The sequence below is a fragment of the Actinomadura rubteroloni genome (assembly GCF_002911665.1).
GTDB lineage: Bacteria > Actinomycetota > Actinomycetes > Streptosporangiales > Streptosporangiaceae > Spirillospora > Spirillospora rubteroloni.
In genome coordinates this window covers 1,651,083-1,664,335 of sequence record NZ_MTBP01000001.1, presented here as the reverse complement: position 1 = coordinate 1,664,335, position 13,253 = coordinate 1,651,083, and the positions used below count along the sequence as shown (strand labels likewise).

The window sequence follows — 13,253 nt, the reverse complement described above, 5'->3', positions numbered from 1 at the left end:
CGGCCGGTTCGCCGAAGTCGCCACGGCGAGCCGCCTGACCTGCGTAAACTCAGGGTGCATCGGCATGGTCATCGCCGTGCACCGCACGCTCCGAGCGATGGAATGTGTGAATGGTCACACATTCCGGCTGCGGTGATCTGTACTGAATCAGTAGCCTTCGATCATGGCGAATGTGCGGAATCGGGTCGGTTCGTGGGTGGCGCGGCGGTACGTGGCCAGGGTGCGGAGGAAGGGCTTCGACCTGGCGACGATCCGCTTCCTCCCCGACTCGACGCTGACCCCGCTGCGCCGACACGGCGTGGATCCCGTCCCCGAACTGGACCGGCTGCGTCAAACCTCACCCATCAGCAAGGTTCCGCTGCCGGTGAGCTTCGACGTGTGGCTCGTGACGGGGTACGAGGAGGCCAAGAGCGTCCTCGCCGCGCCGACCGCGTTCAGCAACGAGATCTCCAACCTCGCCGGCCGGCTCGACATCCCCGAGGGCTGGACGCCCGGCGGCCTCGGCTTCTCCGACCCGCCCGTCCACACGCAGCGGCGCAAGATGCTGACGCCCGAGTTCACCATGCGCCGGCTGAGCCGCCTGAACCCCCGCATCGCGGCGATCGTCGACCAGCAACTGGACGAGATGGCCGACGCCGCCGTCGACGGCCGCCCGGTCGACCTCATGGAGCACTTCGCGCTGCCCATCCCGATGCTGATGATCTGCGAGCTGCTCGGCGTCCGCGAAGGCGACCGCGCCGACTTCCAGCGGCTCGCCAGCGCCCGGTTCGACCTGTTCGCCGGGGCGTACGCGTCGACCGCCGCGATCTCGGAGTCGATGGCGTTCCTCATGGACATCGTCCGCAAGCAGCGCGACGACCCGGGCGACGGCCTGATCGGCGGCCTCATCCGCCAGCACGGCGACGCGATCGACGACGTCGAACTGGCCGGGCTCTGCGACGGCGTCCTCACCGGCGGCCTGGAGACCACGGCGAGCATGCTCGCGCTCGGCTCGATCATGCTGCTGCGCGACCGCGACCAGTTCGCCCGGATCCGGGATGACGAGTCCGCGATCGGGCCGTTCGTGGAGGAGATGCTGCGCCACCTCAGCGTCGTCCAGCTCGCCTTCCCGCGCTTCGCCCGCGAGGACATCGAGATCGCCGGCACCAGGATCGCCCGCGGCGACGTCGTGCTGGTCTCCCTGTCCGGCGCCAACCGCGACCCCAAGATCTCCGGCTGCCCGCACGCGGACATGAACACTTTCGACCCGTCCCGCGAGACGTCCTCCCACCTGGCGTTCGGCTGGGGAATGCACCGGTGCATCGGCGCGGAACTGGCGAAAATGGAACTGCGCGCGGCATTCTCCGCCCTGGTCCGCCGCTACCCCGACCTGCACCTGGCCGTGCCGGAGCGGGAACTCAGCTACCGGAAACTGTCGATCGTCTACGGAGTCGACTCGGTCCCCGTCTACCTCCGCTGACGACCGTCCCGCTCCCCGCGGGAACGTCCTAACGATCCTTGTGAAGCCGGCACCCGGCGCGCTCCTGCACAAGGACGGATTCGCCCTATGACGGCCACGGCGGGTGGCCAACCGGTCTCACGAGTCAGGCGTCCCACATTGGCCCCCTGCCGTTCGCCGACTCCAGGAGACACACCCGTGTACCAGCCGCCACCCCCGCCGGGACGTCCGCCCGCCCAAGCCGTGCCGATACGGATCGCCGCCATTGTGGGCGCAGGGATCGGGTTGCTGGGACTGCTGTTCGGATGCGGCGCGGGGGTCGGGATCAGCGCGGCGGGCAACCCGTCCCCCACGGTGACGGTCCGCGAGACGGTGACCAAGACGGCGAAGGCGAAAGTGCGGGTCGGCCCGACCGTGACGGTCCGAGTGACCAGGACCGTCAAGCCCAAGCAGCGTGCGGCACCGCCCGTCGCCGCGCCGCAGCCGCGGACGGATCCGCATTTCGGCACCTGCGGCGAGGCGAACGACGCCGGGTACGGCCCGTACCGGGAGGGCGTCGATCCCGAGTACGACTGGTACACCGACCGAGACCACGACGGAGTCGTCTGCGAACGCTGACGGACCGAACGCCCCGCGTTTCGAGCACAATCGCCGACGGCTGAGAATGCCGGAGTCGGACCGCATGCGAGAAGCCGCTGACCACACTGTGGTCAGCGGCTTCTCAGGTAGTGGAGGTGGCGGGAATCGAACCCGCGTCCTTCGGTGATGAGTCAGGGCTTCTCCGGGTGCAGCCTGCTTAACGCTTTCTCAGCCCCGGCGCTCACGCAGGCGTGTCGCCGACGGGCTCAGTCGCTGTTTGGTTTCCCTACATGCCCCGCGACCGGGTGTGCAGGTGGAGTCTCCTTACGATGCCAGACCCCGGGACGGAGACGCTCCCGGGCTGACAGAGTCACTCCTCGCTCAGGCGGCGAGGGCGAACTCGGACTGCTTCTTGTTGGCAGTTATTCGTTTGCCGTCACAGGATTTACGAGGTCACGACGGCAACCCTCGACCCGCTTCCCCTGGCTCGACCTACCGAAGTCGAAGCCGGTCACCCCCATGTTGAGTTGTCAACCACGAGTCCGGTCTCCCGGGCCCGCTTCCTTGACGATATAGGGAGAACGCCGCGCACGCCAACGCTATTCCGCGCCCCGGCGGGCGCGGTGGAGCGCGCCCGCCGGGGACGACCGGCAGGGTCGGGCCGGTCCGGGACGGCAGAGCCTCCCCCGAGACGAGGCTCTGGACTCCCGAGCGGTGGCCGGCGCCGCAACCCCCGAGCGGCTGCACCGGCCACCTGGGAAGACGCAGGGAGACCGGGTGCGGGTTGCCGACCGGGCCGTAAAGAGATCACCAAGATCTGGCGAACGGGACCGGGAGAGCGCTACCGGGGGGTGCTCGAAACCGGGTTGGACAGCGTCGGCGACGGCGTCACCCGCGTCCCGGTCAGGAACCGGGCCGCGATCTTGGCCGGGGACGCCCGTCCCTCGACCGCGACGGCGAACGCCAAGTCGGGACGGGACCCGACGAACCACGACACCGTCTTCTCCTGCCCGTTCTCCTGGTACTTCACGACCGCGACGACCCCGGACACGTTCCCGCCGGAGTGGACGTTCGCGGCCCGGGCCGTCCCGGACGCGACCGCGCGCCGCAGCAGGTTCTGCAGGTCCGACGTCGGCGCGACGTCCAGCGGGCGGGCCTGCGGGCCGTCGGCGGTGCGCGGGTCGGTGAGCAGGAACGGGGGCCGCCAGGTGGCGCTCTGCGCGGCGCTCGCCGCGACGGCCATCGCGAGCGGGCTCATCCGCACCCGGCCCTCGCCGACCATCTCGGCGGCCCGTTCGCCGGCGTCGGCGGCGGCGGGAACGCTCCCGGTGAAGGCCGGGACGCTCAGCCCCCAGTCCTTGCCGAAGCCGTAGCGCTCCACGGCCTGCTGCAACGCGTTCGGGGCCGTCCGCGTGGAGAGCTGGGCGAGGGTGGTGGCGCAGCCGCTGGCGAAGTTGCGCGCGAAGGACTGCTGGCCGTGCGCCCGGTTGGTGAACGTCCGGTTCCCGACGCTCACGGACGCGGGACAGTCGGTCTTGGTGTCGCGCGTCAGCCCGGAGTGCAGCAGCGCGTCCGCCGAGACGATCCCGAACGTGAGGCCGGGCGGGTAGCTGCCCTCCATCGCGAGGTTGCGCCCGCCGGTGCCCCGGTTCGCGACGGCCAGGATCTCGCCGGTGCTCGGGCGCAGCGCGATCAGCGAGGCGGGCGCGCCGACGTCCGACAGGGCGTTGTCGGCGCGCGGCTGCAGGCTCCGGTTCAGGGTGGTCTGGACGCTCTGCGGGTGGTTGGCCGGGAGGTCCGGCTTAGGCCAGGACGCCAGCGTCTGGGTGTTGGCCCCGGACGGGTCCTGCGCGACCACCCGGACGGTCGGGATCCCCGCCAGGCGCCGCTGCAGGACGAGCTGGAGCCCGCTCGTCCCGATCGTGTCGCCGGGCTGGTAGGGCGCGCCGACCTGCTGGAGCGTCTCGGACGTCGCCGGCCCGAGCCCGCCCACGACCTCGGGCGCGAACACGGCCCCGATCGGCTCGGACCCGGTGTGCCGTTCGAGCCCCGCGACCCGCGCGAGCCGCAGGATCAGGGCGTTGTCGGCGGGCCGGACGAGCGTCAGCAGCGGCATGAACGTGTTGGGCGGCGCGGACTGGACGCGGCCGAGGAGCCGGTCCACGTCCAGCGTGATGCCGCCGTTCTTGCGGGTGGCCTCGGCGAGCTGGTCGATGGTCCGCTTGGGGTCGGCGAGCCGGCCGGGGTAGACGCCGAAGATGTCGGCGGTGACGTTCTTCTGGAGCGACCGCCCGGACGAGTCCAGGATCGACGCGCGCTCGGCCGTCTCGCTGATCACCGCGAGCCGCTGCCCGGGCCTCAGCTTGGGATTGATGATCGACGGCTGCCACACGACGCGCCAGTTCCCGTCGACCTGCCGCAGGTCCATCGCGCTCGTGTACGTCCACGGGTCGCCGCTCTCGCCGAGGTCGATCGAGATCGAGAACCGCGCGAGGGCGCGATGGTCGGGCAGCTTGTCGACCGAGACGCCCTGGACCTGCCCGTCGCGGGCGCGTGCTCCGATCGCCAGCCGCAGCGACGCCGCGTCGAGCTGGGTGCGGACCTGCGACAGCGCCGCCGCGACCGCCGTCCGGGGCGCTCCGGTGGTCAGCCCGGCCGCGGCCTCGTAGTTGCCGACCTGCCAGGCGATGAGGAAGTCGCGGACGGTCGGCATCGCCGACGGGTCGGTGCACGCCGACAGCCCGCCCATGAGCAGGGCGCCCCCGACGGCGCCCGCGGTCAGCCGGCGCAGCCGTGCTCGCCTGTTCCCCGACACCCTGTCATCGTCTCCTGAACCGGGCCGCCGCAGCCTTGGCCATCTCGCGGTCGGCCTCCCGCTTGGCGATCGCCTGGCGTTTGTCGTAGGACTTCTTACCACGGCCCAAGCCGATCTCGACCTTGGCTTTGCCGTCCTTGAAGTACAGGGCGAGCGGCACCAGCGTCCAGCCCGGCTCGGACGACTTGGCGATGATCTTCTGGATCTCCTTGCGGTGCAGCAGGAGCTTGCGGCGGCGGCGCGGCGCGTGGTTGGTCCAGGTCCCCTGCGTGTACTCGGGGATGTGGACGGCCTCCAGCCACACCTCGCCGTCCATGACGTGGGCGTACCCGTCGGAGAGGGTCGCGCGGCCCGCGCGCAGCGCCTTCACCTCGGTGCCCATGAGCACCAGGCCCGCCTCCCAGGTCTCGTCGATCTGGTAGTCGAAGCGGGCACGCTTGTTCTGGGCGATGAGCTTGCGCCCTGTCTCACGTGACACGGAAATTCAGCCTCGGTCCTTCTTCGGCAGCGTGACGAGCAGGCCGCGCAGCACGGTGCGGGCGCGCTGCTCGGCCTCGGTCGGCGGTCGGTCGGCGGAGACGGTCACGTCGGGTTCGATGCCCGTCCCGTCGAGGTTACGGCCGCTCGGGGTCCGGTAGCGACCGACGGTCAGCTCGATCGCCGAGCTGTCCGACAGGCGGTACGCCTCCTGGACCGACCCCTTTCCATAGGTACGCGATCCTACGATCACCGCGCGGTCCCGGTCGCGCAGGGCTCCGGCGACGATCTCGGCGGCGGACGCGGTGCCGGAGTCGACCAGGACCACGAGCGGGGTGCGCGCGTCGCCGGGTTCGGTCACCGTGAGCGGCCGGGGCGGACGGTCGCGCTGCTCGAAGGTGACGACGAGCCCGCCCGGCAGGAACGCCGACGCGGTCGCGACGGCCTCGGCGAGCAGCCCGCCGGGGTCGCCGCGCAGGTCCAGGACGATCCCGCCGCGCACGGCCGCCGGGTCGCCGGTGACGGCGGCGCGGACGTCGCGTCCCACGCCCCGGGTGAACGCCCCGACGCGGATCATCCGGACGTGGTCCGGCAGGTCGGTCACGGTGACGTCGCCGTCGCGCAGGGCCGTCCGGACGAGCCGGAAGTCCAGCCGCCGTCCTTCGCGCTCCACGGTCAACGCCACGGCTCCGCCGGGTGTTCCGCGCAGCGCGGCGGCGACGGCGGCGAGGTCCCCCGCGGGCGCGCCGCCGGCCGCGACGACGACGTCGCCCGCCCGGACCCCGGCGCGGGCGGCGGCCGAGCCGGGCTGGACGCTCGCGATCCGGACCCGCGCGCCGCCGGCGGCGCCGAGCCAGACGCCGACGCCGCTGTACCGGCCGTCCAGGCGGCCCGTGACGTCGTCGAACTGGCGGGCGGTGTAGTGCCGCGCCCAGCGGTCGTCCAGGGTGCGGAGCATGGCGGCGACGGCGGCGTCGGTCAGCTCGGCGCGGGTGACGCGGTCGGCGGAGCGCTCGGCGATCGACGCGGCGGCCTCGTCCAGCGGGGAGCGCGACGCCGCCTGGCCCGCCGCGCGGTCGCCGTCCCCGGCGGTGGCGAGCCCGGCGCCGTAGGCGCACACCAGGGCCGCCGCGACGGCGCCGGCGCGCAGCGCACGACCGGGGTACCGCGACATGACGGTCAGTCTAGTTCGCCCGGACGGGCCCGCCGTTCCGCCGCTAGATGCGGAGGTAGCGGCGCAGGGTGAGGAAGGACGCGACCGCGCACAGCAGGACGCCGAAGCAGATGGAGACGATGATCACCATGATCACCTGCATCCAGTCGAGCTGGGCGGTGAACGACATCTGTTTGGCCAGCCGGTCCAGCAGCAGCGTCTTGCTGAAGACCAGCAGGATCGCGGCGAACACGCCGCCGATCGCTCCCGCGATGGCGCCCTCCAGGATGAAGGGCATCTGGATATAGGTGTTCGACGCGCCGACGAGCCGCATGATGCCCGTCTCCCGGCGCCGGTTGAACGCCGACAGCCGGACGGTGTTGCCGACGAGCAGGACGGCCGCGACGACCTGGAACAGCGCGATGAGCAGCGCGGCCCACTGGAGCCCGTTGAGGATCTTGAAGAACTTCTTCAGGATCTCCTGCTCGTTGATCACCTGGTCCACGCCGCCCTTGCCGAGCAGGGCCTGGACGACGGCCTTGTACTCCTGCGGGTTCTTCAGCCGGATCCGGTAGGAGTCGGGGATGTCGCCCGCGCGGGTGCTGTTCACGAACGCCGGGTTGGACGCGAACCGGTCCTTGAACCGCGCCCACGCCTGGTCGCGGTTCTCGTACTCGACCTTCGACACCTGCGGCATCTTGGTCAGCTCGGTCTTGATCTCGTCCTTCTGCTGCTGGGTGGCGTCCTTCTTCCCGCAGGCGGGGTTGGAGGAGGTCTTCGCGCACAGGAAGACCGAGACCTCGATCTTGTCGTACCAGTAGTCCTTGGACGCGTTGACCTGCCCGCGGATGAGCAGGCCGGTGCCGAACAGAGCCATTGCGATGGCGACGGTGATGACGAGGGAGATGGTCATCGTGAGGTTCCGGCGGAGACCGATCCAGATCTCCTGGAGAACGAACTGTGCGCGCATTCCTCGCTGTCCTTGATCGCCTGTGCCCCGCGGGGAGCTGGGTTCCCGGGGCGGTGCTCACCGCGTCCGGATGGTGACTGTGCTTCGGCTCAGTACGCCTGGCCGTAGACGCCGCGCGACTGGTCGCGGACGACCCGGCCGTCCTCCAGCTCGACGACGCGCTTGCGGAAGGCGTCGACGATCGCGGCGTCGTGGGTGGCCATGACGACCGTGGTGCCGGTCCGGTTGATGCGGTCGAGCACCTTCATGATGCCGATCGAGGTCGCCGGGTCGATGTTCCCGGTGGGCTCGTCGGCCAGCAGGATCATCGGCCGGTTGACGAACGCGCGGGCGATGGCCACGCGCTGCTGCTCGCCGCCCGACAGCTCGTGCGGCATGCGGTGCTGCTTGCCCTCCAGGCCGACCAGGTCGACGACCTCGGGGACGACCTTGTTGATGAACCGGCGGGGCTTGCCGATGACCTCCAGCGCGAACGCGACGTTCTCGAAGACGTTCTTGTTCGGCAGGAGGCGGAAGTCCTGGAAGACGCAGCCGATGCGGCGGCGCAGGTGCGGGACCTTCCAGTTGCTGATCCGGCTGAGGTCCTTGCCGGCGACGTGGACGTGCCCCTGGGACGGCCGCTCCTCCTTCAGGACGAGGCGCAGGAAGGTCGACTTGCCCGAGCCCGACGGACCGACGAGGAACAGGAACTCGCCCTTCTCGATGGCGACGTTCACATGCGCGAGGGCGGGCCGGTTCTGGGTCTTGTAGACCTTGGTGACGTTGTCGAAGTGGATCACGGCTGCATCACGGCGGTTTCAGCACCATTCTTGCGAAGGACCCGCGGGGGCTCGTGCGGGAGGAGACGCGTCTTCGGTCGGTCGTCGCGCGGCGCTGACGCGCGCGCGCCCTGGTCGGCCCGGACCGCCGCTGCGGCGGGCGGGACGTCGGTTCGGCGGGCGGCCCGGGGCGGCCGCTCGGCCGCCGGGCGGTCCCGTCGAGGTGTCCGGGGCGGAATCATACCGCCGGCGCGGGAGCCGATAGGTCACCTCCGGTGCGATTGAGCTGCGGCTTCCGGGGCCGCGCCGGTCACGGACGGCCCGACTCTAGGGGACTTGAGGCCCCGCCGGCGGCGACCGGCGTCGAGACGAGCATCACCGGCAGGTCACCGGCAGGGCTCCGGCGCGTCTCGGTTCGGTAACCGGGACGCACGGAGCAGTGTACGGGCGGACGCCGACCGTCCCGGCCACTCGCACCCCCCGGCGCTCCCGCAGGACTTTACCGCCGACTCATGCGGAATGGCGCGAATCGGAGTCTAAAGTTCATGGGGACAGGAACTTCCCGTCGAGAGGGGCCGCCGGATGAGCTGCGATCACCTGATCTGCGCATACTGCTCGCACCCGGTGAGCGAAGGGCGCTGTCCGACGTGCCGCGCGGCGCGCTCGGAACTCCACGGGAACGGGCCGTCGGTGCCGCCGGTGCTCGTCCTCGCGGGCCTGCTGACGCTGCTGTTCGCGGCGCTGGTCCTCCAGCGCTGCGCGGCCTAGTCCTTCAGGGGCGGCGTGCTGGCCTTGACGGGCGCGCCGCTGACGGCGATGACGTCCGCCTTGGGCTGGTCGTGGCCCTTCTTCGCCTTGGCCGGGTCGGCCGCCGCGTACTGGTAGGCCTCGGTCTCGTCGATCTCGACGCCCTCGACCGTCCCGTCGAGCAGGTGGGCGATCTCGCCGGGGATGGGCGGCTTGACGGGCTTGGGGACGTCCAGGTTCTTCGTCTTGGTCATGCTGGTGCGCAGCAGCGAGTACAGGACGAGCCCGGCGCCGTGCTCCGTCCGCAGCGCGAAGTAGGGATAGGGCGTCGCGACGAACACGACCTGCCGGACGAAGCCCTTCCCCCGCGCCTTCTTGATCTCGCGCCGGGCCTGCCGGTAGTAGCCGGTCGTGACGTCCCCGGCCGTCATCACCTTGGCCGCCACGCTGTCGGGGCCCTCGGACGCCATCGTCGCCTGGATCCCGGGGACCTCGCGGGGGCGGATGAGGACCGACTCGTCCGTCGTGGCGAGCGGGACGGCGTACCCCTCGGCGTCGGTGACGACCTTCGGCGGCTTGGCCTTCGGGCGCAGCTCGGTGGCGAAGCTGAGCGTCCAGTCGAACCCGGCGCCGCGCCGCATGAACGCCATCAGCGCCGGCTTGGTGGACTTCGGCTGCCCGGCGACGGTGCGCGGCACGGACGCGATGAACCACTGGGGATAGACGTCCGGTTTGAGCTTGGGCACCCACAGCTTCGGGGCGCCGTAGGTGTAGCGGCGCACCGGGTCGCCGTCGAACGCGGCGCGGCGGAACTCGGCGGCGGTGAGGACGGCCTGGCCGTCCGACACCCAGGACAGGGCGAGCCGCTCGTCCCCGGCGGCGCGGGCGACGTCGTCGTTGGCGACGTAGGCGCGGAACGCGGTCGCCGCGACCTGCTGCGTCAGCGGCTCGGGCGTCGGCGTCGGGACCTTCGGCAGCGGCGACGGCGCCACCCGCGGGCGCTCCCCGCCGCCGCACGCGGACAGGCCGGACAGCGCGACGGGGACGGCGAGCAGCATCGCCGGCAGCTTCCGCGAAGTCCTGAACACGCCACGTCCCCCGGGCCGGGGCGGCGGCCCTCGCGCCGACCCGATCGGACATTCTGCCATCCCGGCCGGGCCGAGCGGCCGCTCGGGCAGTGGCGGGACGGCGATAAGCTCGGACGCGTGGCAGGCATCGACGTTAAAGATCAGCTCAAGGAGCTCGACTCGACCCTCACGGGCATCGAGCAGGTGCTCGACCTCGACGCCATGCGCCGTGACATCGCCGAGCTGCGCGAGCAGTCCGCCGACCCGGCGCTGTGGAACGACCAGGAGCACGCCCAGTCGGTCACGCGCCGGCTGTCGTACCTGGAGAGCGAGCTGAACCGCGTCGAGGGGCTGCGCCAGCGCCTGGAGGACGTCGCCACGCTCTATGAGATGGCCGACGAGATGGACGACGACGACACCCGCCGCGAGGCCGACGACGAGCTGTCGGGGCTGCACAAGTCCGTCCAGCAGCTCGAGGTGCGGACGCTGATGTCGGGCGAGCACGACGCCCGCGAGGCGCTCGTCACGATCAACGCGCAGGCCGGCGGCGTGGACGCGGCGGACTGGGCCGAGCAGCTCCAGCGGATGTACCTGCGCTGGGCCGAGCGGCACGGCTACCCGACGGAGGTCTACGACACGTCCTACGCCGAAGAGGCCGGGATCAAGTCGACGACGTTCGCCGTCAAGGCCCCCTACGCCTACGGGACGCTGCGCGGCGAGCACGGCACCCACCGGCTCGTCCGGATCTCCCCGTTCGACAGCCAGGCGCGGCGGCAGACGTCGTTCGCCGGGCTGGACGTCGTGCCGGTGGTGGAGCAGAGCGACCACGTCGACATCGACGAGTCGGAACTGCGCATCGACGTGTACCGCTCGTCCGGGCCCGGCGGCCAGGGCGTCAACACGACCGACTCGGCCGTCCGGATCACTCACCTGCCGTCCGGGATCGTCGTGTCCTGCCAGAACGAGCGCAGCCAGTTGCAGAACAAGGCGACGGCGATGGGCGTGCTGCAGGCCAAGCTGCTGGAGCGCAAGCGGCAGGAGGAGGCGGAGAAGATGTCCGCCCTGCGCGGCGAGGGCACGAGCAGCTGGGGCACGCAGATCCGCAACTACGTCCTGCACCCCTACCAGGTCGTGAAGGACCTGCGGACGGGCGTCGAGGTGGGCAACCCGACGTCGGTGCTGGACGGCGACCTGGACGAGTTCATCGAGGCGGAGATCCGCTGGCTCCGCCAGCGCGAGGCCGAGTAACCCTAGGGCGGGTTTCGGAATCGCTGTGTGACCGGGTCGTCACGCTGCGATGATGGGGCGAACCGGTTCCGCCTCACCCCCGGGGGCTCCATGTCCACGCGTCGGCACGTCCTGCGCAGCGCCGCCGCGCTGGCGCCGCTGCTGGCGGTCGCCTGCGCCGCCGGGCCGGGCTCCCCGACCGATCCGGCGCTGACCCGCGCGCAGGCCGAGCGGGTCATGGCGCGGTACGCCGCGATCGCGGGCCACGCGGTCGCGACGCTGGACGGCGCGGGCCTGTCCGTCGTGGAGACCGGGGCGCAGCTCACGATGGACCACGCCGCGATCCGGCTGGCCCGGACCACGCGGCGGATCGCCCCGCCGCCCGCGTCCGGCGGCGCCCGGTACTACATCCCCCGGATGAACGACCATCCGCGCTGGTTCGCGGTGGACGCGGACGGCGGCGCGGGGCGGCGGCACGCGCTGCTGTTCGTCCAGGACCGGCCGGACGGCCCGTGGCTGCTCGCCGCCGACCCCGCCCCCGGCGCCGACGTGCTCGGACGGGTCGCGCTGGACGCGCACGGCTACGCGACGGCGGTGCGTCCCGCCGCGACCGGCTACGGCGTCGCCCCGGCGCGGATGGGCGCGCTGCACGCCGACCTGCTCACGCGGGGGGCCGGGGCGCCCGGCGCGACCGGGCTCGCCGCCGGGCCGAGCACCACCCGCGCCTACGCCGACCTGCGGACCGGGGAGGCGGCGCTGCGGCGGCGCGGCGTCCGGCGCACGACGTCGTTCACGCCCGAGGGCCCGGCGTTCGGGCTGCGCACGTCCGACGGCGGCGCGCTGGTCTGGTACGCGATGCGGCAACGGGAGGCGTACCGGACGGCCAAGCCCGGACGGCTGGACGTCCCCGCCGACCTGGTCGGGCTGACCGGGCGCCGCCGGTTCCGCGCGCGGATGATCTCGGTCGCCCTGATCCAGTACCTCGCGGTCCTCCCCCAGACCGGGCCGGCGACCGTCGCGGGCGAGTCCCGCCGGGCCGTCGCGGCGGCGGGCATGTGACCCGCGTCCCTTGACCCCGCCGGACGCCGGTGCGGACGCTCTTCCTGACCGCTGCAGCGCACCTCACCGACGTCCGGCGGCCGACGCTCAGGCGTGGCCGGGGATCTGCAGGGCCTTGGCGTCGCGCTTGACGTTCAGCCACGTCGAGCCCGAGCAGATGCCGCAGTCCTTGCCGAAGAACAGCGAGCGGGCCTGCTCGTCGCCCATCAACTGGAAGCGGAACCAGGCCGTCGTGATGCCCCGGAAGCCGCCCGCGTCGCCGACCGTGGTGAAGTGCGTCGCGCCCGCCAGCTCGGCGTAGACGGCCGGGACCTGCGCGGAGTTGTCGTAGAACGCCTGGACGAGCGCGGGGGGCACGATCGTGTCGTTCTGCCCGGCGAGGTAGAGCGTCGGGCCGTGCAGGTAGCTCGACAGCGCGAGCGGGCCGGGCTGGATGGGGACGGTCGTCTTGATGCGCGGGTCCAGCGTCGCGTTGATGGCGCCCGCACCGCCCTGCGAGTGCCCCGCCGCGCCGATGTTGGCGAGGTCGATCCGGTTCTGGAACGGGCTGCCCGCCTTGGCGTTCTCCTTGGCGAGCAAATCGATCCCGGCGCGCATCTCCAGGCCGGTGTTGGAGAACGCGGTGTTCGCGGCGGCGACGACGAAGCCCTGGCTCGCCCAGTGCCGCAGCAGGCCGTCGTAGACCTGCGGCCACGCGAACGTCCCGTTCCCCCAGACGATCACGGGGTGCTTGTCGGCGCTCGCGGCGATGTCGGCCGGGTAGTACAGGGTCGTGTCGCCCTGCGTCTTCGACGTGACGCGGTACGGACCGGGCTTGTCCCAGCTCCCGCCCGGCGCCGCCGCCCGCGCGGGCGCGGTGGACGGGACGAGCAGGGCGAGCGCGGCGGCGAGCGCCGTCAGCAGCGGGAGCAGCCGTCTGCCGGCGATGGATTGCATGGGGTCTCCTCGGGGGGCGGGCCTTTG

The 13,253-nt window shown here is 72.0% G+C and carries 12 protein-coding genes and 1 other RNA gene; 5 read left to right on the top strand and 8 right to left on the bottom strand.

Features of this window, described 5'->3' with window-relative positions:
- Positions 1-163: 163 nt before the first annotated feature.
- Both BTM25_RS07360 and BTM25_RS07355 read left to right on the top strand, forming a co-directional pair.
- Positions 164-1,459 carry a cytochrome P450 gene (locus tag BTM25_RS07360; protein WP_103561945.1) on the top strand — a complete coding sequence of 432 codons (1,296 nt, stop codon included), beginning with the start codon at positions 164-166 and terminating at the stop codon, positions 1,457-1,459.
- A gap of 264 nt (positions 1,460-1,723) precedes the next feature.
- On the top strand, positions 1,724-2,056 hold the full coding sequence (locus BTM25_RS07355) for an excalibur calcium-binding domain-containing protein (protein ID WP_205647984.1): 333 nt from the start codon (positions 1,724-1,726) through the stop codon (positions 2,054-2,056).
- Between the two features lie 108 nt (positions 2,057-2,164).
- Here BTM25_RS07355 and ssrA read toward each other — a convergent pair.
- The 6 genes from ssrA to ftsE all read right to left on the bottom strand — a co-directional run bounded on the left by ssrA (position 2,165) and on the right by ftsE (position 8,211).
- Positions 2,165-2,536, bottom strand: a transfer-messenger RNA (tmRNA) gene (ssrA, locus tag BTM25_RS07350).
- Between the two features lie 322 nt (positions 2,537-2,858).
- Entirely contained in the window at positions 2,859-4,832 is a 1,974-nt protein-coding gene (locus BTM25_RS07345; RefSeq protein WP_235828280.1) for a penicillin-binding transpeptidase domain-containing protein, read from the bottom strand.
- A gap of 4 nt (positions 4,833-4,836) precedes the next feature.
- A complete protein-coding gene (smpB, locus tag BTM25_RS07340; protein ID WP_103561943.1) occupies positions 4,837-5,310 on the bottom strand; it encodes an SsrA-binding protein SmpB in 474 nt (157 codons plus the stop codon).
- Positions 5,311-5,316: 6 nt separating this feature from the next.
- Positions 5,317-6,483, bottom strand: coding sequence for a S41 family peptidase (locus BTM25_RS07335; RefSeq protein ID WP_103561942.1), 1,167 nt, complete (start codon positions 6,481-6,483; stop codon positions 5,317-5,319).
- A gap of 43 nt (positions 6,484-6,526) precedes the next feature.
- On the bottom strand, positions 6,527-7,432 hold the full coding sequence (ftsX, locus tag BTM25_RS07330) for a permease-like cell division protein FtsX (RefSeq protein WP_103561941.1): 906 nt from the start codon (positions 7,430-7,432) through the stop codon (positions 6,527-6,529).
- An 89-nt stretch (positions 7,433-7,521) separates the two neighbouring features.
- Positions 7,522-8,211 carry a cell division ATP-binding protein FtsE gene (ftsE, locus tag BTM25_RS07325; protein WP_103561940.1) on the bottom strand — a complete coding sequence of 230 codons (690 nt, stop codon included), beginning with the start codon at positions 8,209-8,211 and terminating at the stop codon, positions 7,522-7,524.
- A gap of 561 nt (positions 8,212-8,772) precedes the next feature.
- Here ftsE and BTM25_RS07320 point away from each other — a divergent pair.
- Complete coding sequence (locus tag BTM25_RS07320) at positions 8,773-8,958, top strand: hypothetical protein (protein WP_103561939.1); 186 nt, start codon at positions 8,773-8,775, stop codon at positions 8,956-8,958.
- On the opposite strand, the gene BTM25_RS07315 is transcribed toward BTM25_RS07320, so the two are convergent.
- Positions 8,955-10,025, bottom strand: coding sequence for a hypothetical protein (locus BTM25_RS07315; protein ID WP_103561938.1), 1,071 nt, complete (start codon positions 10,023-10,025; stop codon positions 8,955-8,957). The two genes, BTM25_RS07320 and BTM25_RS07315, sit on opposite strands and share 4 nt — an antisense overlap.
- A 117-nt stretch (positions 10,026-10,142) precedes the next feature.
- Between BTM25_RS07315 and prfB the strand changes: the two genes are divergently transcribed.
- Together prfB and BTM25_RS07305 are read left to right on the top strand one after the other, a co-directional pair.
- A complete protein-coding gene (prfB, locus tag BTM25_RS07310; RefSeq protein ID WP_103561937.1) occupies positions 10,143-11,252 on the top strand; it encodes a peptide chain release factor 2 in 1,110 nt (369 codons plus the stop codon).
- Between the two features lie 90 nt (positions 11,253-11,342).
- The gene (locus BTM25_RS07305; protein ID WP_103561936.1) at positions 11,343-12,290 is read left to right on the top strand and encodes a hypothetical protein; all 948 of its coding nucleotides are present in this window, start codon (positions 11,343-11,345) and stop codon (positions 12,288-12,290) included.
- Between the two features lie 87 nt (positions 12,291-12,377).
- Here BTM25_RS07305 and BTM25_RS07300 read toward each other — a convergent pair whose 3' ends face one another.
- On the bottom strand, positions 12,378-13,226 hold the full coding sequence (locus BTM25_RS07300) for an alpha/beta hydrolase family protein (RefSeq protein ID WP_103561935.1): 849 nt from the start codon (positions 13,224-13,226) through the stop codon (positions 12,378-12,380).
- Between the last annotated feature and the right edge of the window lie 27 nt (positions 13,227-13,253).

Excerpts from the sequence above, each read along its gene's own strand:
- ftsX (WP_103561941.1), bottom strand. The coding sequence starts at position 7,432 with ATGCGCGCACAGTTCGTTCTCCAGGAGATCTGGATCGGTCTCCGCCGG.
- BTM25_RS07360 (WP_103561945.1), top strand. The coding sequence starts at position 164 with ATGGCGAATGTGCGGAATCGGGTCGGTTCGTGGGTGGCGCGGCGGTAC.
- BTM25_RS07305 (WP_103561936.1), top strand. The coding sequence starts at position 11,343 with ATGTCCACGCGTCGGCACGTCCTGCGCAGCGCCGCCGCGCTGGCGCCG.
- BTM25_RS07300 (WP_103561935.1), bottom strand. The coding sequence starts at position 13,226 with ATGCAATCCATCGCCGGCAGACGGCTGCTCCCGCTGCTGACGGCGCTC.
- BTM25_RS07335 (WP_103561942.1), bottom strand. The coding sequence starts at position 6,483 with ATGTCGCGGTACCCCGGTCGTGCGCTGCGCGCCGGCGCCGTCGCGGCG.
- BTM25_RS07320 (WP_103561939.1), top strand. The coding sequence starts at position 8,773 with ATGAGCTGCGATCACCTGATCTGCGCATACTGCTCGCACCCGGTGAGC.